The organism is Streptomyces sp. NPDC006624 (assembly GCF_040611555.1).
Lineage (GTDB): Bacteria > Actinomycetota > Actinomycetes > Streptomycetales > Streptomycetaceae > Streptomyces.
Genome location: NZ_JBEXOM010000001.1, coordinates 555,212 through 574,196, shown reverse-complemented (window position 1 = coordinate 574,196; position 18,985 = coordinate 555,212). Strand labels below are relative to the sequence as shown.

The following is an 18,985-nucleotide window of genomic DNA, read 5'->3' as shown; positions in this document are numbered from 1 at the left end:
ACCCCGCCCCAGTTGTGCGCTACCAGTGAGCGGAGTTGGGCCGTTTCCGTTCAACCTGCGGCCATCCCGCACCCCTCTCGCGTTGACCCTCTGCTGTCACAGTTGAACTGTCCGTGATGACGCCGTTGATCGTTAGACGCGAGGAGTACGCATGCACGCGCGCGCTGTCGCCGCCTCGACCACCGCACTCCTGGGGACCGCAGCCCTCCTGTTCCCGGTCTCCCCCGCGCGGGCCGCCGGCGCGGACGGCGGCTGGGCGCCGCTGGCCGTCGCGCACCGGGGGGCCTCCGCGTACGCGCCCGAGAACACGCTGGCCGCCGTGGACGAGGCGGCGCGGCTGGGCGTCCGCTGGGTGGAGAACGACGTGCAGCGGACCCGGGACGGCGAGTTGGTCGTCCTCCATGACGACAACCTGCGGCGCACCACCGACGCCGAGGAGGTCTTCCCCGGCCGGGCCCCGTGGAAGGTGCGTGACTTCACCGCCGCCGAGATCGCCCGGCTGGACGCGGGCAGCTGGTTCGGCCCCGCGTACGCGGGCGCGCGCGTGCCGACGCTGCGGCAGTTCCTGCACCGCGTCGAGCGCCACCACCAGAAACTCCTGCTGGAGATCAAGAACCCGGAGCTGTATCCGGGCATCGAGCGGCAGACGCTGAAGGTCCTCGCCAACGAGGGCTGGCTGGACCGGTCGCATCTGGCGGGGCGGCTGATCGTGCAGAGCTTCAGCGCGGACACCGTGCGCACCGTGCACGAGCTGAAGCCCGGCGTGAAGACCGGCCTGCTGGGGACACCGCCGGTGTCGGAACTGCTGGACCACGCGGAGTACGCCGACCAGATCAACCCCTCGCACGGTTCGCTCAGCATGGCGTACGTCGCGTCCGTGCAGGCGTTCACCGGACCGCACGGCAGGCCGCTGGAGGTGTTCGCGTGGACCATCGACGACGCGGAGACGGCCCGGCGGGCCGCCGGATACGGCGTCGACGGGATCATCACCAACCGGCCGGACGTGGTCCGGGAGGCCGTGGGCGGCTGAGCGTCCGTCCTGGCGGGACGGCGTTGTCAGTGGCGGGTCGTACGGTGGGCGCATGGACAGTCAGGGGCAGGACGGCGGGCGGGTCGTGTGGGCCGTCGTGCGGACGGAGATCGGCCCGCTGCTGCTGGCCGCCACCCGGGACGGCCTGGTCAACGTGGTGTTCCACGCCACGGACCCGGTGCGGGACCGGGCGGTCGAGCGGCTGGCGGCGCGGTTCGGCGCCGAGCCCGTCGAGGCGCCCGCGTCGCCGCTGCTGGCCGAGGCGATACGGCAGGTCGGGGCGTACTTCGCGGGTGAGCGGCGGGACTTCGACCTGCCGCTGGACTGGTCGCTGATCTCCGGCTTCCACCGGGAGGTCCTGCGCGAGCTGGCCGAGGGGGTGCCGTACGGCTCGGTCGTGGGGTACGGCGAGCTGGCCGGGCGGGTCGGCCAGCCGGGCGCCGCGCAGGCCGTGGGCATGGCGATGGGCGCCAATCCGCTGCCCGTGGTGGTGCCCTGCCACCGGGTCGTGGAGAGCGGCGGCGGCATCGGCGGCTTCGGGGGCGGGCTGGAGACCAAGCGGAGGCTGCTCGCCCTGGAAGGGGTGCTCCCCGAGCCGCTGTTCTGAGCGCCGGGCCGGGTCAGTCGTAGTGCCGCGCCTCGAGGACGTTGCCGTCCGGGTCGCGGAAGTAGAAGCTGCGCGTGGCCGGGCCGCGGGCTCCGAAGGCGTCGTGCGAGAGGTCCGACACCGGCACGGAGTGGTCCGCCAGGCGGCTGAGGAGGGCGTCGAAGTCAGCGCGGGTCAGGGACAGGCAGACGTGGTTGACCGGGTGCCCCGCGCTGGCGGCGGCGCCGGGCACCATCGTCATGCGTTCCGCGAAGTTCGTCGGCATGAGGTCGAGGAGCGTCTCGTCGTTGACGCGCACGGAGGGGAAGGGCACCTGGCCGACGGCGAACTCGGCGAGTCTGAGGGACTCCAGACCGACGGCCTCCTCGTAGAACTCGGCGGCGGCGATCGGGTCGCGGACCCAGAGGACGACGTGGTCGAGACGCGTTGTGTTGTCCGTCATACCTCCAGGCTCGATGCGGCACCGGTGGCCCGCAAGGGTTTGGCCCGGTGCGCCGCCCGCCAGAGATGAGGGAAGACCGACTGACCGGCTGACAGGAGGCAGGCCCGTGGTGCTGGTGGTGTCCGAAGAAGTGCGGGAGGCGATCGACGCGCGCCGGCCCGTGGTGGCCCTGGAGTCCACGATCATCGCCCACGGGCTGCCGCGGCCGCGCAACCTCCAGGTGGCGCTGGAGCTGGAGGCGGCCGTGCGGCAGGAGGGCGCGGTGCCCGCGACGATCGCCGTGCTGGACGGGCGGCCGCACGTCGGGCTGGACAAGGAGCAGCTGGAGCGGGTTGCGAACGAGGACGGGATCCGCAAGCTCGGTCACCGCGACCTGCCGCTCGCGGTGGCCTCCGCCGCCAGCGGGGCGACCACGGTGTCGGCGACGGCGCTGCTGGCCGCGCTGGCGGGTGTGCGGGTCTTCGCGACCGGCGGCCTTGGCGGGGTGCACCGGGAGTGGACGGCGACGCAGGACGAGTCGGCCGACCTGGGGCTGCTGGCACGGACGCGGATCACGGTGGTGTGCGCCGGGGTGAAGTCGATCCTGGACGTGCCGGCGACCCTGCAGCGGCTGGAGACGCTGGGGGTCGCGGTGGCCGGGTACGGCACCGGCCGGTTCCCCGGCTTCCATCTCTCCGACTCGGGCCATCCGGTGGACTGGACGCTCGGGACGCCGGAGCAGGTGGCCGACGTGATGCGGGCGCAGGACGCGCTCGCCGGCCCGGAGTCGGCTCTGATCGTCGCCAACCCGGTGCCGGAGGCGGAACAGCTCGATCCCGGGCTGCACGCGCGCGTGCTCGCGGACGCGCTGCGGGCGTGCGAGGCGGAGGGGATCACCGGCCAGTCGGTCACGCCGTTCCTTCTCGACTACCTGGTGCGGCACACCGACGGGGCCTCGCTGAGCGCCAACCTGGCGGCCGTCCGGGGCAACGTACGGCTGGCGGCGCGGATCGCGGCGGCCTGGGCCCGGGGATGACCGCGGCGGGCGGTTCCCCCGGGACCGGCGGGGCCGGCGGGCGGGCGCTGCTCGTCGTCGGGGACGTCGTCACCGACGTGGTGGCGCGGCATCGCGGGCCGCTCACCGCCGGCACGGACACGGCCGCGTCCATACGGACGGTGCCGGGCGGGGCGGGCGCCAACGTGGCGTGCTGGGCGGCACACGAGGGCGCGGCGGACGTGCGGCTGCTCGGGCGGGTGGGAACGGAGGCGGCCGTCTGGCACGAGCGGGAGCTGACGGCCCAGGGGGTGCGTCCGCTGCTCGTCGTCGATGCGCAGGCGCCCACCGGCACGGTGATCTGCCTGGTGGACGAGAGCGCCGCGGCGGAGCGTACGTTCCTCACGGACAGCGGCGCGTCGCTGCGGCTCGGGCCGGACGACTGGTCGGAGTCACTCCTCGACGGGGTCGCGTGGCTCCACCTGTCGGGCTATCTGCTGTTCTCGGAGTCGAGTCGCGCGCTGGTGGCGGTGGCCCTGGAAACGGCACGCGCGCGGGGAGTGCGGGCGAGTCTCGACCCGGCCTCGGCCGGTTTCCTGCGGACGCTCGGCGCCGAGCGGTTCCTGGCGCTCGTCGATGGCGTGGACGTGCTGCTGCCGAGCCGCGACGAGGCGTGGCTGCTGACAGGACTGCCGGAGGCGGCCGAGGCGGCGGCCGAGCTGAGCCTGCGCGTGCCGCTCGTGGTCGCCAAGCAGGGGTGCGAGGGAGCGCTGGTGGCCCGCGCGGGGAAGGTGTGCGCCCGCGTTCCGGCCGCACCGGCCGCACCGCGGGACACCACGGGTGCCGGGGACGCCTTCACGGGCGCCTTTCTCGCCGCCCTGCTCTCGGGCGCGGAGCCGGAGGACGCCGCGGTGGCGGGCTGCCGGGCGGGGGCGCGGGCGGTGGAACGGGTGGGGGGCAGACCGCCTTCTCCGGGCTGACGCCGACGACCGGCCCGGGCCGGTGCCGTTACGGCTTGCGTCCCCACGCCGAGATCATGGGTGCCGTCGTCAGATCGAGCGCGCCGGAGGTGACGTTCACGAGGTGGCGGTCGATGTCCTGGTTCGTGGCGAGGCCCGCGCCGACCAGCTGGTCGCGGACCTGACGGATCGTGACGGCTTCCAGTGCCGCGCAGGCGGGTGAGGCGAGGGGGAAGTAGGCGTCGGCCTCGACGCGGGTCAGACCGGACTCGCGGAGCAGGCGCGGGAGGGTGCGCCCGCAGGGGAGTTCGGTGCCGCGGTCGGCGAGCAGGCTGCGGAAACCCTGCCGCAGCCGGTTCGCGAGCTGCTGCTCGGGGCCGTACTCGTCGGGGCACAGCAGCGGCTGGAGGCCGGGGTCGGCGTCCTCCACCAGCAGACGGCCGCCGGGACGCAGTGCCCTTGCCATCGACCGCAACGCCCGCACCCGGTCGGGCACGTGGACGAGGGCGAGGCGGGCGTGGACCAGGTCGAAGCCCTCCTCCGGCGGGTCCTGCGCGGAGAGGTCGTGGACGCGCACCTGGACCGGCGGCCGGGTGGCCGGGGCGAGCCGTGCGGCGTCGGAGTCGGTCGCGAGGACGCGGCCGGTCGGGCCGACCCTCTTCGCCAGCCAGGCCACCACGGAGGTGGCGCCGGCTCCGACCTCCCAGCACCGCCAGCCGGATCCGACACCGAGCGCTTCGAGGTGCCGGAAGGTCGTGGGGTCGAAGAGTGCGGCGAAAGCGCTGAATCGCTCGGCCGTCTCGGTCTGCCGGGTGTCGAGCAGGTGCCCATCGGTATGCGTCATGCCGCGATCATTCCATTTGTACGACTTGTCGTAACAGCCGACGCTCCGGTGCCGGGACCGCGCCACTCCCCCGGTCCGGAGAACCGCACGGCGCCGGCGCGCGTCGCTCTGTCGGGGAGGCGGTGCCGGGAGTCGGCATCGGGAAGACAAGGTCGGGGAGGCGGTGTCGGGAGGGGGCGGGAGTCGGCGTCGGGGAGGCGGTGTCGGGAGGGGGCGGGAGTCGGCGTCGGGGAGACGGCGTCGGGAGGGGGCGGGAGTCGGCGTCGGGAGTCGTTCGTCCACAGCCGGGAACAAAGCGGAGCGGGCCGTTTCCACAGGCTCACGCGCAGCTCACACGGGCCTGGCAGACTGGCGCGCCAAGGCGCAGGGACGGCGCGAGGAGTTCCACGCAAGGAGATCCGGATGTCCATGGCAGGCAATCTGCGGAAGGTCACGAGCCTCGGCGGGGTCGGCGGTCTGCGCAAGGTGGCCCGGCTGGCCCGGCGGCGTCCCCGTGTCGACCTCAGCCACCCGGCCCGGTCCCCGCTGGGCTCCTCGGTGGTGAACTGCGTGACGTACCGGGACGGCGTCCGCACCCCCGCGCGCGGCGAGCTGGTGGACGTCGTGCAGCAGGTGCGCGAGGACCGGGACGGCTTCGTCTGGCTCGGGCTGCACGAGCCGACGGACCAGGAGTTCGCGGGCATCGCGGAGCTGTTCGACCTGCACCCGCTGGCCGTCGAGGACGCCGTGGAGGCCCACCAGCGCCCCAAGCTGGAGCGCTACGGTGAGACGCTCTTCGCCGTGTTCAAGACGGTCTGCTACGTCGAGCACGAGGAACTCACGGCCACCAGCGAGGTGGTGAACACCGGGGAGATCATGGTGTTCACCGGCCACGACTTCGTGATCACGGTGCGGCACGGCCGGCACGGCTCCCTGGGTCCGCTGCGTGAGGAGCTGGAGTCCGACCCCGGGCAGCTGGCCAAGGGCCCTTCGGCGGTGCTGCACGCCATCGCGGACCACGTGGTCGACGACTACCTGACCGTCACGGACTCGGTGCACCTGGACATCGACCAGGTCGAGACGGACGTGTTCGCGGAGACGGGCGCGCGGGTCGACCCCGGCCGCATCTACCAGCTCAAGCGTGAACTGCTCGAGCTGAAGCGGGCGGTGGTGCCGCTCAGCCGCCCGCTGGAGGAGCTCGCCACCCGGCCGATCCGGGCGGTCGACCCGGAGATACAGGCGTACTTCCGCGATGTCGCGGACCATCTGCTGCGGGCCAAGGAGCAGATCGCCGCCTTCGACGAACTCCTCAACTCCATCCTGCAGGCGCACCTGGCGCAGGTGACGGTCGCGCAGAACGAGGACATGCGGAAGATCACGGCCTGGGCAGCGATCATCGCCGTGCCGACGATGGTCTGCGGTGTGTACGGGATGAACTTCGACCACATGCCGGAGCTGCACTGGAGGTACGGCTACGGCATGGTCATCGGCGTCATATCCGTCGCCTGCGTGGCGCTCCACCGGGCGTTCCGGCGCACCGGCTGGCTGTGACGCGGGCCGCCGCCGGCGGCAGTGTGACGGCGGGTGGGCCGGGAGGTCAGGTCGAAGGGGTCCTGGCGTAGACGCTCTCGGCCCAGGAGGCGATCTGGTCGTCGGCCAGATGCCGGGCGAGGTCGGCTTCGCTGATCATGCCCACCAGGCGCTTGTCCTGGATGACGGGCAGTCGGCGGATCTGGTGCCGGCGCATCTCCTGGAGCACCTCGCTGACGTCGGCGTCCGCGTCGATCCAGCGGGGCGTGCCCTTGGCCATCTCACCGGCGGTGACGCGGGCGGGGTCGTGTCCCATGGCGACGCAGCCGACGACGATGTCGCGGTCGGTGAGGATGCCGCAGAGCCGTTCGTTCTCGTCGCTGATGGGCAGGGCGCCGACGTTCAGCTCCCGCATGAGCTGGGCGGCGCGGTCCAGGGTCTCGTGAGCAGGGATCCACTGGGCGCCGCGGTGCATGATGTCTCCGGCGGTGGTCATGTGGTACCTCCCGGTGCCGGACGGCCGGCGCGGCGCAGGACGCACCGCTAGTCCCGGCGCCCTTCATTCTCGCCGCGTCACCGCGAGCCCGCACACGGAGCGCGACCCGCACACCGAACGCGCCCCGCACGCGGAGCGGCGCCCGTAGCGGCGCGGCGCCCCTAGCGGCGCGGCTTCGGTGGCGGATGGCTCCAGTGGCGGCGGGGCGCCCGTGACCTGGCGGCTCCCGTGCCGCCGTCCGTCGCTCGCTCTCCCGGTGCCGCTCCCCGCTCCCCCGGAGCCGCAGGGTGGTCAGCCGCTCCACGCGGGGTGGCGCGGGTCGTCCGCCCGCACCAGGACGTCGGCCGTGCCGGCCGGGTCGGTCTCCTGCTCGTAGCGCTCGAAGGCCGGGAGGGTCCAGTGCTCGTCCTCGGGTGTGCGGCGGCCCAGGGCACCGGACGAGAGGAGGAGGTGGACGCTCAGATCGAAGGGGAACCAGTGCCGCAGAAGGAGAGGACCGTGCATCAGCAACAGCCCGCCGGGCGGGAGTTGGACATAAGGGCTGCGGGTGGCGCGATCGGCCTCCGCATCCCACAGGTCGGGCAGGACGCGGCCGTCACCGCCGGCTTCGAGGGGGCCGAACACCTCACGCCACAGCGCGCCGGTGTCGTACCAGCCGCTGTAGTAGGACTCCACGTCCCGGTGGCCGTACTCCAGCCGCACGGAGGCGGGCCGCAGGAAACCCTCCGTGCCGACGACCAGCGAGGAGCGGCCGCGGACGCGAAGTGCCTCGCTGACACGGTGGGCGAGGTCTCCCGGGCGGGCGGCGGGGGCGCCGTCGAAGGCGACGCGCGGCCAGGGGCTGCCGTCGGCGGGCTTCAGGTCGAGCAGGCGCTCCGCGAGCAGGTCGCCGAGCCGGTCCCAGGTGATCGCTTCGAGTCGCACAGGGCCCATGATGCGTCAGCCGGCGGCGGGACGTGTGGCGCCGCCGGACGCTCCGGGAGAGGGGCGAGAGCGGTAATTCGCAAGCCCGTGAGGGGGAATGAACCCTGTATGTCCCCGCGCGTCACGCTCCCGTCCCACACCGGACCTCTCGTCTTCGAGCCCCTCAAGCGGCGGTACTGCGCCGAGTGCCGGCGCGGACCGCTGCCGCTGCTCGTCCTGGAGGACGGCGCCCCGCGCTGCCTCGACTGCGCCGACCTGGGGCATCTGGTGTACCTGCCGAGCGGCGACACCGCGCTGACCCGCAGATCGCGGGAGGAGAGCACGCTGTCGGCGGTGGTGGTGCGGTTCAACCGGCGCAAGAACCGGTACGAACGGCAGGGCGTCCTGGTCGAGGAGGCGGCGCTCGCCAGGGCCGAGCACAGGTGCCTGGCGGACGCGGAGGCCAGGGAGCGGCGCCGGGTGCGGGACGCGCGGCGGCGGGCGGCTCAGGACGCGCTGTTCGTCCAGGCGTTCGCGGCGGAGATACTCCGGCTGTTCCCCGGCTGCCCGCCCGGGCGGGCGCGGGCCGTCGCAGCGCACGCCGCGGAGCGGGGCAGCGGACGAGTGGGCCGCAGCGCGGCGGGGCGGGCGCTGTCCGAGGACGCGGTGGTCTCGGCGGTCGTGGCGTCCGTGCGGCATCTGGACACGCCGTACGACCGGCTGCTGATGAGCGGTGTGCCGCGGCACGAGGCACGGCGGCGGATCACGGCGGCGGTGGAGACGGTGCTGCGGGGGTGGAGCGAGTCGGGGCTCGGTTCCACGGCGTGACGGGCGGGCGCGACAGCGGGGCGAGACGGTCCGGCGGGTCGGTCCGGCGGGCGCGACAGCGGGGCGAACGGTCTGGCGGGACGGTCCGGCGGGGCGTGGACGTTGGCGTATGGCCTCGCGCCGTTCGGCCATGGTCACCTTGCCGGTACGGGATTTCACTGAGGGCGAGGACGGGTGCCGGGCGGGACCCGGTTCGGCCGGCGGAGGGGCTGACATGATCGACGGACCGTATTTCGTGCTCACGGTGCTGGGCGTGCTGGGCACGGGCCTGGTGGCCGGGGTGTTCTGCGGCTTCTCGACCTTCGTCATGCGGGGCCTGGCCCTGCTGCCGCCCGCGCAGGGCGTCGCCGCGATGAGGGCGGTCAACGTGGCCGCGGTGACCACGCCCTTCATGGTGCTGTTCCTGGGGTCGGCGGTGCTGTGCGCCGTGATCGCCGTGGTGACGTTCGTGCTGTGGCCGGACGACGGGACGGTGGCGTTGCTGGTGGGCAGCGGGCTGTATCTGTTCGGCACGTTCGGCGTCACGATGGTCGCGAACGTGCCGCGCAACGACGCGCTGGCCGAGCTGGAGCCGGGCACGCCGGAGGCGGCCGCGTACTGGCCGGTGTACGTGCGGGGATGGACGCTGTGGAACCACGTCCGCACGGTGGCCTCGGCCGGAGCGGCACTGGCGTATCTGCTGGCCCTGACCTGAGGCGGCCTCCACCCGACGGGGTCCTCACCCGAGGCGGCCCTGACCTGTGGCTCCGCGGCGACAGGCACCCTCCGGCGCACGGTCGTATGGTGGCGGGAGGAGTCGCGGCGGCGGTCGCACGTGCCCTGCCGCCCGATGACCGACGACCGACGACCGACTACGCAGGGCCTGTCACACGCGCACGCAAGGAAGACGGCCATGGCCGATCCCAAGGGTTTCCTGACCACGCCCCGCCAGGACTGGCCGCGCCGTCCGGTCGAGGAGCGGGTGCGGGACTGGAACGAGGTGTACGTCCCGGGGGCCCTGCTGCCGATCATCAGCAAGCAGGCCGACCGCTGCATGGACTGCGGTGTCCCCTTCTGCCACGAAGCCTGCCCGCTGGGCAACCTCATCCCGGAGTGGAACGACCTGGTGTCGCGGGAGGACTGGCGAGCGGCCGCCGACCGGCTGCACGCCACCAACAACTTCCCGGAGTTCACCGGCCGGTTGTGCCCGGCGCCGTGCGAGGCCGGGTGCGTGCTGGCCATCAACCAGCCGGCCGTCACCATCAAGAACGTGGAGTGCGCGATCGCCGACCGGGCGTGGGAGGAGGGCTTCGCGCCGCCGAGGCCGCCGGAGCGGCTGTCCGGCAAGACGGTCGCGGTGATCGGCTCGGGCCCCACCGGACTGGCGGCGGCCCAGCAGCTGACGCGGGCGGGGCACACGGTCGCGGTGTACGAGAAGGACGACCGGCCGGGCGGCCTGATGCGGTACGGCATCCCCGCGTTCAAGATGGAGAAGCGCCATCTGGAGCGGCGCCTGGAGCAGATGCGGGCCGAGGGCACCAAGTTCCGCACGTCGACGGTGGTGGGCCGGGACGTCGGGGCCGACGAGCTGCGGACCCGCTACGACGCCGTGGTGGTCGCGACGGGGGCGACGGCGTGGCGTGAGCTGACGGTGCCGGGGCGGGAGCTGACGGGTGTGCACCAGGCCATGGAGTACCTGCCGCTGGCCGACCGGGTCTGCGAGGGCGATCTGGAGGTGTCCCCGCTGTCGGCCGCCGGGAAGCACGTCGTGATCGTCGGCGGCGGCGACACCGGGGCGGACTGCCTGGGCACGGCCGTCCGGGAGGGCGCCGCCTCGGTCACGCAGCTGGACATCTACGCGCTGCCGGAGGACCGGCGGGACGAGGACACCGAGCCCTGGCCGACGTACCCGGTGCGCGTCTACCGGCTGTCCGCCGCGCACGAGGAGGCCCGTGACCTGCGGACCGCCCCGGTCGCGGACGCGGACGCGCGGCTGTTCGCGGCGTCCACGCTGCGCCTGGACGGCGACGCGGACGGGCATGTGCGCTCGCTGCACCTGGTCGAGGTGGACGCCCGGCGCCGCCCGGTGGACGGCACCGGGCGGACGCTCCCCGCCGACCTCGTGCTGCTGGCCCTCGGCTTCTCCGGGCCGGACCGGACGGACGGGCTCGTCGACCAGCTGGGCCTGGTACTGGAGCCCCGCGGCACGATCGCGCGGGACGCCGGCTTCGCCACGAACGTGCCCGGTGTGTTCGCCGCGGGGGACGCCGCCCGGGGGCAGTCGCTCATCGTCTGGGCGATCGCCGAGGGGCGGGCGGTGGCGGCGGCCGTCGACCGTCATCTGACGGGCAGTTCGCGGCTGCCGGCGCCGATCGGGCCGTACGACCGGCCCATGGTGGTGTAGCCGGCCCGGCCGCCTGGCCCCCGACCCCGGTTCCCCGGCCCTCGGCCCCCGTCCCTCGGCTACGCGCTCCGGCCCTCGGCCCCGCGCTCCGGCCTCCGACCCCCGGTTGCCTGACCCCCGGCCCTCGCCTCCGCGCACCGGCTCCCGGCCCCCGGCCCCAGCCCTCGGCCCCGCTCCCCCGGCCCCCGGCCCCGGCCGGGGAGACGGTCACCGCTCGTCCGTCCCCGCCACCTTCCCCGTCGACAGCGCCACCCGGTTCCACGTGTTGATCGCACAGATCAGCGCGAGGACCTGGGCGAGTTCCCGCTCCTCGAACTGCTCGGCGGCCGTCGCGTAGACGTCGTCCGGGACGCCGGCGTCCGCCACGAGCGTCATCGCCTCCGTGAGGGCGAGTGCCGCCTGCTCGCGCTCGGTGAAGAAGTGGCGGGCCTCGCGCCACACGGCGACCATGTGCAGCCGGTCCTCGCTCTCGCCGGCCTTGCGGGCGTCGTTGGTGTGCATGTGGAGGCAGTACGCGCAGTGGTTGAGGTGCGAGGCGCGGATCTGGATCAGTTCGACGAGGGCGGGGTCGAGGCCCTCGCGGGCGGCGGCGTCGAAGGCGACGAGGGCCCGGAAGGCCTTCGGGGCGGACTGGGCGAACTCCAGCCGGGGCGGCTTCACCGGGCTGCTCGTGGTCACGCGGGTGCTCGTGTTCGTCGTCATGCGCTTCAACCTACGAGCCCGAAAGACCCCCGGTAAGGTGCATTTCCATGGCGGAATCACGGGTCAATTCCTGGGTCGGCCCGGCGCGGCGGATCGGTTCGGACCTGCATCTGGAGCTGTCGGGCCCGGGCGGCCGGCGTGCGGCGCTGATCCGGGCGCTGCGCGAGGCCGTGCGCAGCGGGCGGCTCGCCCCGGGGACCCGGCTGCCGCCGTACCGTTCGCTCGCCGCCGACCTCGGCTTCGCCCGCAACACGGTGGCGGACGCGTACGCGGAGCTGGTCGCGGAGGGCTGGCTCACCGCCCGGCAGGGCTCGGGCACCCGGGTCGCGACGGGGGTGCCGTCCCTGGCCTCCGGGCGAGGGGACAGCGCCGGGCCGCGCGTGCCGAAGGCGGCGCCCGCACGCGCGCGTGGGCCGCGCCACGACCTGCGGCAGGGCACGCCGGACGCCTCGGCGTTCCCCCGCACGGCCTGGCTCGCCTCCTACCGGCGGGCGCTGCAGCGGGCGCCCCACGAGGTGTTCGGCCCGGGTGATCCCGCCGGGCGGATCGAACTGCGGGAGGCTCTGGCGGAGTACCTGGCACGCGCGCGCGGGGTGCGGACCGATCCGGGCAGGATCGTGATCTGCTCCGGGTTCGCGCACGCGCTGCGGCTGCTGTTCGGGGGCGGTGTGCTGCGCGGGCCGCTGGCGGTGGAGGCGTACGGGCTGGGGTTCCACCGGGAGGTGCTGGCGGCGGCCGGGGTGCGGACCGTGCCGCTCCCGCTCGACGAACACGGCGCGCGGGTGGAGCGGTTGGGGCGCGAGCGGGCCGTTCTGCTCACGCCGGCGCACCAGTTCCCGACCGGCGGCCCGCTGCATCCCGAGCGCCGGGCCGCCGTGGTGGACTGGGCCCGCGCGCGGGGCGGGCTGGTGCTGGAGGACGACTACGACGGGGAGTTCCGCTACGACCGCAAACCGGTCGGGGCCGTTCAGGGGCTCGACCCCGAGCGGGTGATCCACCTCGGCTCGGTCAGCAAGAGCCTGTCGCCGGCCGTGCGGCTGGGCTGGATGGTGCTGCCGGAGCGGTACGCCGGCGCCGTGATCGCCGCCAAGGGCGAGCGGGAAGGGTGGGCGAGCGTCCTCGACCAGCTGTGCCTGGCGGACTTCGTCGCGTCGGGGTCGTACGACCGGCATGTGCGGCGGATGCGGCAGCGCTACCGCGGCCGCCGGGACCGTCTGGTCGCGGCGCTCGCCGGGCACGCGCCGCACATCGGGGTCACCGGCGTCGCGGCCGGGCTGCACGCGGTGCTGCGGCTGCCGCCGGGCACCGAGGCGTCCGCGGTCAAGGCCGCCGCGTGGCAGGGCGTCGCCTTGGACGGTCTCGCCGCGTTCCGGCACCCGGAGACGGACATGCCGGTGAGCGACGGCCTGGTCGTGGGGTACGCGACTCCCTCCGAGCACGCCTACGGGCCGGCCCTGGAGGCGCTGTGCAGAGCACTGCCGCCGCCGTGACCGGCCCGTCACGCGGTCCGGGGACACCGGACCGTCGCCCGCGCTACGGCTTGCGGGCCACCGCCCCGTACCCGGGGATCACCCCGTCGTCCTGCCCGGGCACGGGCTCGCCGAGCTCGGGGTGCCAGTGGTGGGGCACCTCGACGCCCGGCTCGACGAGGTCGAGTCCGTCGAAGAAGCGGGTGAACTCCTCGCGGGAGCGCAGGGCCAGCGTGACCCCGGCGGCGCGGAGCTTCGCGGTGGCCGCCTCCGACTCCTCCGGCGTGAAGTCGGCGGTCGCGTGGGTGATCACCAGATGGCTGCCGGAGGGCAGTTCGGCGAACAGCCTGCGGACCAGGTCGTGCGCGCCGTCCTCGTCGGAGACGAAGTGCAGCAGCGCGATCAGGGACAGCGCCACGGGCCGGGAGAAGTCCAGGACCTTGCGCGCGCCCTCCAGGATGGCGTCCGGGTCGCGGACGTCGGCCTGGAGGTACTCGGTCGCGCCCTGGTCCGTGCCGCGCAGCAGGGCCGCCGCGTGGGCGAGCACGATGGGGTCGTTGTCGCAGTAGACGACCCGGGCGTCCGGGGCGATCTCCTGGGCGACCTGGTGCAGGTTGGGTTCGGTCGGTATGCCCGTGCCGATGTCCAGGAACTGCCGGACGCCGTTCCCGGCGAGCCAGCGCGTGGCCCGGTGCATGAAGGCGCGGTTGACCCGCGCCATCACCGGCACCCTCGGGTCGAGGGTGAGCATCTGCCGGCCCATCTCCTCGTCGACCGGGTAGTTGTCCTTGCCGCCGAGGTACCAGTCGTACATCCGCGCGGGGTGGGGTCGGGTCGTGTCGATCTGGACGGCCGACGTGGGGTCCTGCCCGGTCATGAAGTACTCCGTAAGACACAGAGAGTGGTCAATTCAGCACCAGCGTGAGAAAAAGTCGAGCGACAGAAAAGGGCAATCGGATCAGGAAAGCAGGAAGTCCGCCTCTCCCGCCTTGGCGCCCTCGATGAAGGCCGTCATCTCGGCGCTGGTGTAGATCAGCGCCGGACCGTCCGGGTCGGTGGACTGGCGGACGGCTATCCGGCCGTCGGCGAGCTTCATCGCCTCCAGGCAGTTGCCTCCGTTTCCGCCGCTCCACGGCTTGTGCCAGCCTTCGCTGCCCAAGTCGCGCGCGGGCATGCCGTTGTAGACGTGTTTGCGCGGCTTGATGCGTTCCATTCACAGCTCCTTGCGGAGGTCCCGGAGGATCTCCTTCGTGCGATGTGCCGTAGCGGCCTGCGCCGCCATGCGGTCCATGACCTCGAGGTGGGTCGCCACCTCGGCGCGCGCGTCGAGGTAGACCGCGCCGGTCAGGTACTCGCTGTAGACCATGTCCGGGAGTTCGGGCATGGCGAATCGGAACAGCACGAACGGCCCGTACGTGCCCGGGTGCGGGCCGTTCGAGAACGGGGCGACCTGCAACGTGACGTTGGGCAGCGTCGTGGCCTCGAGCAGCCGGTCGATCTGGGCGCGCATCACCTCCGGGCCGCCGACCGGGCGCCGCAGCGCGGTCTCGTCCATCACGACCCACAGCCGGGGAGCGTCCTCGCGGGTGAGCAGCGCCTGGCGTTGCCTGCGCAGGGCGACGTGGCGCTCGATGCCCTCGGGCCGGGTCTGGCCTATGGCGCCCGAGCGCAGCACTCCGCGTGCGTAGTCCTCGGTCTGCAACAGGCCGGGGACGAAGTGGGGTTCGTAGCTGCGGATGACGCTCGCCGCGCCCTCCAGGCTGACGTACATCGAGAACCAGCCGGGCAGGATGTCGTGGAAGCGCTGCCACCAGCCGGGCTTGTTGGCTTCCTCGGCGAGCTGGACGAAGGCGTCGGCCTCCTCGTCGCAGATGCCGTAGGCCTTCAGCAGCAGTTGGAGGTACGGGATCTTCAGCCCGACCTCGGCCATCTCCATCCGGCGGACGGTGGCGGGGGCGACGCGCAGGATGCGGGCGGCTTCCTCACGCTTCATCCCGGCGCGTTCCCGCAGGTCCAACAGGCGCCGGCCCAGGACGACCTGGCCGACCGTCGGCGCGGACCGCGGTTCGCTCACGCTCCACCTCCACGAAGAGTTCTGACGAGCCGGCCACAGAAGAACGCTGACAGCCCTGCGGCGCCATTCGAAGATCCTTTCGAGGAAATGATCCGGACTCGGACTTCGAACGGATCTTCGAGGATCTCAACTGGCGCCGCGCGGGGTGCTGTTGCGAGCAGTGTGCCACGGCCTTCCAGACCGTCACACAGCACTCTGCAATTTTCAGAGTGACACTTGCCAAGTGTTCACGGCGAGGCGATAGTGGCAAGCGTGATTCCGTCCGCGCCCTTAGGAACAGACGCCGCCGCAGGCCTTGCCGGCCTCGGTGCCGGAGCGGCTCCCCTCGGGGCCGCGGCCGAACGCCGGTTCCGCTTCGAGCTGGCCGCACATCCGGGCTCTCCCGCGCAGGCCAGACGCCTGACACGGTCCCGGCTGACCGGCTGGGCGGTGTGCGAGGACACCTGCGACAGCGCGGCCCTGGTGGTCTCCGAGCTGGTCACCAACGCCATCGTGCACACGGCGAGCACCCACATAGTGTGCGAGCTGCAGGACGGCGCCGACCTGGTGCGGATAGCCGTGCGTGACGAGGGCTGCGCCCCGGGTCAGCCCCATGCCGCCAGCCGGACGCGGCCCGAGGAGGAGCACGGGAGGGGACTGCTCCTCGTCGACACCCTCTGCCGCGCCTGGGGTGCCCACGAGCACGGCCCCGGACTGCTGGTCTGGGCCGAGCTGCCGCGCCGCGCGGACGACCCCGAGGCGGGGGACCCCTGGAACGACCCGGCCTGGGACGTCCCCCCGGCCGATCCCGCCCCGGGCGAGCCCCACGACGAGGCGGACCACCCCACCGTTCCGGGCCAGGCCGTGCCCCGCAACGACCTCGGCTGGGGCACGCGCCCGAAGCCGGGCCCGTCCGGCGAGCCGGGCGACCCGGACCGCGACGGCAGCCACCAGGCACGCCACACGCCGGGCGCCCCGCAGGCCGCCCCGCACCAGGCGGCCCACCGAGAGCGGGGCCCGGCATGAACCCCGGGGGCCGCGTCCTCAGCCTGGACACCCTGGTCCGCCTCCGGCGCGGACTGCACACTCCCGCACCGGCCCTGCGCCTGCCCGTGCCCGACGGCATGACGGCACCGCTGGGCTGCGACGCGGTCGCGATGCCCGCCCACTACGGCCCCCTGGTCATGCCCCGGCTGCCCCGCGTGGGCTGCGTCTACGCCGACGCCACGCACTGGTGGTTGCTGGTGCCGTCCGACTCCGACCACGCCCTGGAGTGGCCCGCCCCGGCCCGGTACGTCACCGGCGCGGTCGTCCCGGACGTCCCCGCCCTGCCGGCCCTGATCCACCGCCCGGACGGCACACTGCCTTACACCCCGCCGATCCCCCTCTACCTGGCCCTGTGCCGCCTGACCGGGACGGTGCCCACCTGGTCCCGACCGGTCAGCGCGTAGGACACGCCCGGGCCGCCCAGCGCCGGCGCACGGTCACAGGCACGGGGGGCACAAAGTCACTCAGGCACAGAGCGCAGAGGCGCAGCAGACGCAGAGGCACGCAGACGCATACGCCCGCGCGTGCGCACGCGCCCGAGCACGCGCCCGAGCAGCGCCCACCGCCACTCCGCACCTCTCCGCACCCCGCGACTCGCCACGCCCCGCGCCTCGCCGCGCCCCGCACCCCACACCTCCGGCGAGCCTCCGCGCGTCACAGCGTGCGCCCGCACGCATCCGGCGCCCCGGGCTGCGCCCTGCCCGGGCGGGCCGCGCCCCGCGATAGTGACCGTTCATCCATGAGCGGGGCCCGGGACGGGGAGGTCGGTCGACGGTGGCGAAGAAGCGGACCGCGCCGGAGGTGTCCGAGTCGGAGCGGCTGCTCTTCGGCGGTCCGCTGCGCTACGACATGGGCTGGAGCCAGCACGCCGACGCGTTCCTGGAGCTGAACTTCCGGGCCATGATCACCCGGCTGCCGTCCCTGCTGGCCTCCTGCCTCCGGCTCGCCCGGCAAGCCGACCGGGGCGCCGCACGGGTCGTGCTGTCGGCCGAGGTCGGCCGCGGTGCGGCCCAGGCGGTGAGCCTGCTCGCGGTGAACAGCGTGCTGGCCCGGCTGATGGGCGGCGGCACCATCGACGAACGGCTGCGCGGAGCCGTTCCCGCCCTGGTCACCGTGGCCGTCGTGATGCTGCTGGCGGCGCTGCTGCGAGCGGCGAGCACGTACGCCACCGGGCGCCTGGAGCCCAAGGTCGAGCGGGTGGCGACCGAGCGGTACCTGGAGCGTGCGGCGGCCGTGGAGCTGTCCGCGATCGAGGACCACGCCTTCCACAAGCTGCTGGACACCGCGCAGTACGGTGCCGCCTCCGCGCGCCGGATGATCTCCTACGGGACGCGTGTGATCAACGCGATGATCTCGCTGGTCGCCGCGGCGGGCGTGCTGACCGTGCTGCACCCGGCCCTGCTGCCGCTGCTGGTCACGATGACCCTGCCGAGCGCGTGGAGCGCGCTGACCGTCGCCCGGCGGCGCTACGAGTCCTTCCACGCCTGGGTGCAGCACGCCCGGGCGGGCCGGCTGCTGGGCAGTCTGCTGATCGAGCCGGAGGCGGCCCCGGAGATCCGCGTGCACGGGGTCGGCTCCTTCCTGCTGCGGCACTTCCGGGCCATGTCGGAGACGGCGGAGGCGGAGCAGGCCCGGCTCGCCCGGCTCGCCGCCCGCACGGGGCTGATCGCGGCGGCGTTGACGGGCCTGGCGACGGTGGCGACGTACGCGACGCTCGGCGGGCTGCTGCTGGCCGGGGCGATGGCCCTGTCGGTGGCCGGGACGGCCGTGATCGCGATCCGCACCGGCTCGCAGAGCCTGGACACGCTCGTGGTGGAGGTCAACGCGCTGCACGAGGAGGCGCTCTTCGTGGGCGACCTGCAGCGGCTGCACTCGGAGGCGGCGCAGCGGGCGATCCCGGTGGGCGGCCGGCCGCTCCCGGAGGATCCGCGCGAGATCCGCTTCGAGAACGTCACGTTCCGCTACCCGGGCGACGGGATCCGCCCGGCCCTGGACGACGTGACGCTGACCCTGCCGCTGGGCCGGATCGTCGCCCTGGTCGGCGAGAACGGCTCGGGCAAGACGACCCTGGTCAAACTGCTCGCCGGGCTCTACACCCCGCAACGGGGGCGGATCCTGTGGGACGGGGTGGACGCGGCCGGCGCCGACCGGCACGAGCTGGCCGAGCGGATCGCGATGGTCGCGCAGGACTTCAAGCGGTGGCCGTTCACGGCCCGGGTGAACGTCGCCCTGGGGCGGCCCTCGGCGCCGGTCTGCGAGGAGCGGCTGGCCGCCTCGATCGCCGAGGCCGGCGCGGAGACGGTGGTCGCGGACCTGCCGCGCGGGCTGGACACGCTGCTCGCCCGCAACTTCAGCGGCGGGCACGAGCTGTCGGGCGGCCAGTGGCAGCGGCTGGGCATCGCCCGGGCGGCCTACCGCCGCGGCAGCATCCTCATCGTGGACGAACCGACGGCGGCCCTGGACGCCCGGGCCGAGCTGGAGGTCTTCGAGCGGATCCGCGCCCTGGCCGACAGCGGCCAGACGGTCGTGCTCATCACGCACCGGCTGGCGTCCGTGCGCCACGCGGACCTGGTGCACGTGCTGGACCAGGGGCGAGTGGTGGAGTCCGGGACGCCGGACGAGCTGCTGGTGGCCGGCGGGCTCTACGCCGAGCTGTACGCGCTCCAGGCGGAGCAGTTCGCCCGGCCCCCCGGGCAGGTGACGGCCATCCCGGAGGTGCCCGCCCCGAAGGCGGGCTGAG

20 protein-coding genes are annotated in these 18,985 nt (G+C 73.9%); 12 read left to right on the top strand and 8 right to left on the bottom strand.

Going from position 1 to position 18,985, the window contains the following annotated elements; genetic code table 11:
• Positions 1–151: 151 nt before the first annotated feature.
• Positions 152–1,030: a glycerophosphodiester phosphodiesterase family protein gene (locus ABZY20_RS02580; protein WP_356435449.1), complete on the top strand. Its 879-nt coding sequence runs from the start codon at positions 152–154 to the stop codon at positions 1,028–1,030.
• A 52-nt stretch (positions 1,031–1,082) separates the two neighbouring features.
• Positions 1,083–1,637 carry a methylated-DNA--[protein]-cysteine S-methyltransferase gene (locus ABZY20_RS02575; protein WP_356435446.1) on the top strand — a complete coding sequence of 185 codons (555 nt, stop codon included), beginning with the start codon at positions 1,083–1,085 and terminating at the stop codon, positions 1,635–1,637.
• A gap of 13 nt (positions 1,638–1,650) precedes the next feature.
• On the opposite strand, the gene ABZY20_RS02570 is transcribed toward ABZY20_RS02575, so the two are convergent.
• Complete coding sequence (locus tag ABZY20_RS02570; RefSeq protein WP_356435443.1) at positions 1,651–2,079, bottom strand: VOC family protein; 429 nt, start codon at positions 2,077–2,079, stop codon at positions 1,651–1,653.
• A 106-nt stretch (positions 2,080–2,185) separates the two neighbouring features.
• Between ABZY20_RS02570 and ABZY20_RS02565 the strand changes: the two genes are divergently transcribed.
• Together ABZY20_RS02565 and ABZY20_RS02560 are read left to right on the top strand one after the other, a co-directional pair.
• Positions 2,186–3,094 (top strand): pseudouridine-5'-phosphate glycosidase, encoded by a 909-nt coding sequence (locus ABZY20_RS02565; protein WP_356435440.1) that lies wholly within the window; start codon positions 2,186–2,188, stop codon positions 3,092–3,094.
• Positions 3,091–4,032 carry a sugar kinase gene (locus ABZY20_RS02560; protein ID WP_356435437.1) on the top strand — a complete coding sequence of 314 codons (942 nt, stop codon included), beginning with the start codon at positions 3,091–3,093 and terminating at the stop codon, positions 4,030–4,032. The genes ABZY20_RS02565 and ABZY20_RS02560 overlap by 4 nt, the downstream gene beginning before the upstream one ends.
• 28 nt (positions 4,033–4,060) lie before the next feature.
• On the opposite strand, the gene ABZY20_RS02555 is transcribed toward ABZY20_RS02560, so the two are convergent.
• On the bottom strand, positions 4,061–4,855 hold the full coding sequence (locus tag ABZY20_RS02555; protein WP_356435434.1) for a methyltransferase domain-containing protein: 795 nt from the start codon (positions 4,853–4,855) through the stop codon (positions 4,061–4,063).
• Positions 4,856–5,257: 402 nt separating this feature from the next.
• Here ABZY20_RS02555 and ABZY20_RS02550 point away from each other — a divergent pair, with 402 nt between their 5' ends.
• Positions 5,258–6,385 (top strand): magnesium and cobalt transport protein CorA, encoded by a 1,128-nt coding sequence (locus ABZY20_RS02550; protein ID WP_356435431.1) that lies wholly within the window; start codon positions 5,258–5,260, stop codon positions 6,383–6,385.
• A 46-nt stretch (positions 6,386–6,431) separates the two neighbouring features.
• Here ABZY20_RS02550 and ABZY20_RS02545 read toward each other — a convergent pair whose 3' ends face one another.
• Together ABZY20_RS02545 and ABZY20_RS02540 are read right to left on the bottom strand one after the other, a co-directional pair.
• Positions 6,432–6,860 carry a CBS domain-containing protein gene (locus ABZY20_RS02545; protein ID WP_356435428.1) on the bottom strand — a complete coding sequence of 143 codons (429 nt, stop codon included), beginning with the start codon at positions 6,858–6,860 and terminating at the stop codon, positions 6,432–6,434.
• 291 nt (positions 6,861–7,151) lie between these two features.
• Complete coding sequence (locus tag ABZY20_RS02540; RefSeq protein ID WP_356435426.1) at positions 7,152–7,784, bottom strand: uridine kinase; 633 nt, start codon at positions 7,782–7,784, stop codon at positions 7,152–7,154.
• 108 nt (positions 7,785–7,892) lie between these two features.
• On the opposite strand from ABZY20_RS02540, the gene ABZY20_RS02535 reads away from it, so the two are divergent.
• The 3 genes from ABZY20_RS02535 to ABZY20_RS02525 all read left to right on the top strand — a co-directional run bounded on the left by ABZY20_RS02535 (position 7,893) and on the right by ABZY20_RS02525 (position 10,974).
• The gene (locus tag ABZY20_RS02535; RefSeq protein ID WP_356435423.1) at positions 7,893–8,591 is read left to right on the top strand and encodes a DUF2293 domain-containing protein; all 699 of its coding nucleotides are present in this window, start codon (positions 7,893–7,895) and stop codon (positions 8,589–8,591) included.
• A gap of 214 nt (positions 8,592–8,805) precedes the next feature.
• Positions 8,806–9,285 (top strand): anthrone oxygenase family protein, encoded by a 480-nt coding sequence (locus ABZY20_RS02530; RefSeq protein ID WP_356435421.1) that lies wholly within the window; start codon positions 8,806–8,808, stop codon positions 9,283–9,285.
• 198 nt (positions 9,286–9,483) lie between these two features.
• Positions 9,484–10,974 carry a glutamate synthase subunit beta gene (locus ABZY20_RS02525; RefSeq protein ID WP_356435418.1) on the top strand — a complete coding sequence of 497 codons (1,491 nt, stop codon included), beginning with the start codon at positions 9,484–9,486 and terminating at the stop codon, positions 10,972–10,974.
• A 207-nt stretch (positions 10,975–11,181) separates the two neighbouring features.
• Here ABZY20_RS02525 and ABZY20_RS02520 read toward each other — a convergent pair whose 3' ends face one another.
• Positions 11,182–11,676, bottom strand: coding sequence for a carboxymuconolactone decarboxylase family protein (locus ABZY20_RS02520; protein WP_356435415.1), 495 nt, complete (start codon positions 11,674–11,676; stop codon positions 11,182–11,184).
• 47 nt (positions 11,677–11,723) lie between these two features.
• Here ABZY20_RS02520 and ABZY20_RS02515 point away from each other — a divergent pair, with 47 nt between their 5' ends.
• Positions 11,724–13,166: a PLP-dependent aminotransferase family protein gene (locus tag ABZY20_RS02515; protein WP_356435412.1), complete on the top strand. Its 1,443-nt coding sequence runs from the start codon at positions 11,724–11,726 to the stop codon at positions 13,164–13,166.
• Positions 13,167–13,209: 43 nt separating this feature from the next.
• Here the strand turns inward: ABZY20_RS02515 and ABZY20_RS02510 are convergent, their stop codons facing one another.
• The 3 genes from ABZY20_RS02510 to ABZY20_RS02500 all read right to left on the bottom strand — a co-directional run bounded on the left by ABZY20_RS02510 (position 13,210) and on the right by ABZY20_RS02500 (position 15,219).
• Positions 13,210–14,022 (bottom strand): SAM-dependent methyltransferase, encoded by an 813-nt coding sequence (locus ABZY20_RS02510; protein WP_356435409.1) that lies wholly within the window; start codon positions 14,020–14,022, stop codon positions 13,210–13,212.
• A gap of 81 nt (positions 14,023–14,103) precedes the next feature.
• Positions 14,104–14,358, bottom strand: coding sequence for a DUF397 domain-containing protein (locus tag ABZY20_RS02505; RefSeq protein ID WP_356435406.1), 255 nt, complete (start codon positions 14,356–14,358; stop codon positions 14,104–14,106).
• Complete coding sequence (locus tag ABZY20_RS02500) at positions 14,359–15,219, bottom strand: helix-turn-helix transcriptional regulator (protein WP_356435404.1); 861 nt, start codon at positions 15,217–15,219, stop codon at positions 14,359–14,361.
• Positions 15,220–15,462: 243 nt separating this feature from the next.
• Here ABZY20_RS02500 and ABZY20_RS02495 point away from each other — a divergent pair, with 243 nt between their 5' ends.
• The 3 genes from ABZY20_RS02495 to ABZY20_RS02485 all read left to right on the top strand — a co-directional run bounded on the left by ABZY20_RS02495 (position 15,463) and on the right by ABZY20_RS02485 (position 18,984).
• Positions 15,463–16,224: an ATP-binding protein gene (locus ABZY20_RS02495; RefSeq protein WP_356435401.1), complete on the top strand. Its 762-nt coding sequence runs from the start codon at positions 15,463–15,465 to the stop codon at positions 16,222–16,224.
• The gene (locus ABZY20_RS02490) at positions 16,221–16,649 is read left to right on the top strand and encodes a hypothetical protein (RefSeq protein WP_356435398.1); all 429 of its coding nucleotides are present in this window, start codon (positions 16,221–16,223) and stop codon (positions 16,647–16,649) included. Before ABZY20_RS02495 ends, ABZY20_RS02490 begins: the two co-directional genes overlap by 4 nt.
• A 445-nt stretch (positions 16,650–17,094) precedes the next feature.
• Positions 17,095–18,984 (top strand): ABC transporter ATP-binding protein, encoded by a 1,890-nt coding sequence (locus ABZY20_RS02485; protein WP_356436015.1) that lies wholly within the window; start codon positions 17,095–17,097, stop codon positions 18,982–18,984.
• Position 18,985: the final 1 nt, after the last annotated feature.

Coding starts and splice junctions, on each gene's coding strand:
- ABZY20_RS02580 (WP_356435449.1), top strand. CDS start 152: ATGCACGCGCGCGCTGTCGCCGCCTCGACCACCGCACTCCTGGGGACC.
- ABZY20_RS02575 (WP_356435446.1), top strand. CDS start 1,083: ATGGACAGTCAGGGGCAGGACGGCGGGCGGGTCGTGTGGGCCGTCGTG.
- ABZY20_RS02570 (WP_356435443.1), bottom strand. CDS start 2,079: ATGACGGACAACACAACGCGTCTCGACCACGTCGTCCTCTGGGTCCGC.
- ABZY20_RS02560 (WP_356435437.1), top strand. CDS start 3,091: ATGACCGCGGCGGGCGGTTCCCCCGGGACCGGCGGGGCCGGCGGGCGG.
- ABZY20_RS02555 (WP_356435434.1), bottom strand. CDS start 4,855: ATGACGCATACCGATGGGCACCTGCTCGACACCCGGCAGACCGAGACG.
- ABZY20_RS02550 (WP_356435431.1), top strand. CDS start 5,258: ATGTCCATGGCAGGCAATCTGCGGAAGGTCACGAGCCTCGGCGGGGTC.
- ABZY20_RS02545 (WP_356435428.1), bottom strand. CDS start 6,860: ATGACCACCGCCGGAGACATCATGCACCGCGGCGCCCAGTGGATCCCT.
- ABZY20_RS02535 (WP_356435423.1), top strand. CDS start 7,893: ATGTCCCCGCGCGTCACGCTCCCGTCCCACACCGGACCTCTCGTCTTC.
- ABZY20_RS02530 (WP_356435421.1), top strand. CDS start 8,806: ATGATCGACGGACCGTATTTCGTGCTCACGGTGCTGGGCGTGCTGGGC.
- ABZY20_RS02525 (WP_356435418.1), top strand. CDS start 9,484: ATGGCCGATCCCAAGGGTTTCCTGACCACGCCCCGCCAGGACTGGCCG.
- ABZY20_RS02520 (WP_356435415.1), bottom strand. CDS start 11,676: ATGACGACGAACACGAGCACCCGCGTGACCACGAGCAGCCCGGTGAAG.
- ABZY20_RS02515 (WP_356435412.1), top strand. CDS start 11,724: ATGGCGGAATCACGGGTCAATTCCTGGGTCGGCCCGGCGCGGCGGATC.
- ABZY20_RS02510 (WP_356435409.1), bottom strand. CDS start 14,022: ATGACCGGGCAGGACCCCACGTCGGCCGTCCAGATCGACACGACCCGA.
- ABZY20_RS02505 (WP_356435406.1), bottom strand. CDS start 14,358: ATGGAACGCATCAAGCCGCGCAAACACGTCTACAACGGCATGCCCGCG.
- ABZY20_RS02490 (WP_356435398.1), top strand. CDS start 16,221: ATGAACCCCGGGGGCCGCGTCCTCAGCCTGGACACCCTGGTCCGCCTC.
- ABZY20_RS02485 (WP_356436015.1), top strand. CDS start 17,095: ATGGGCTGGAGCCAGCACGCCGACGCGTTCCTGGAGCTGAACTTCCGG.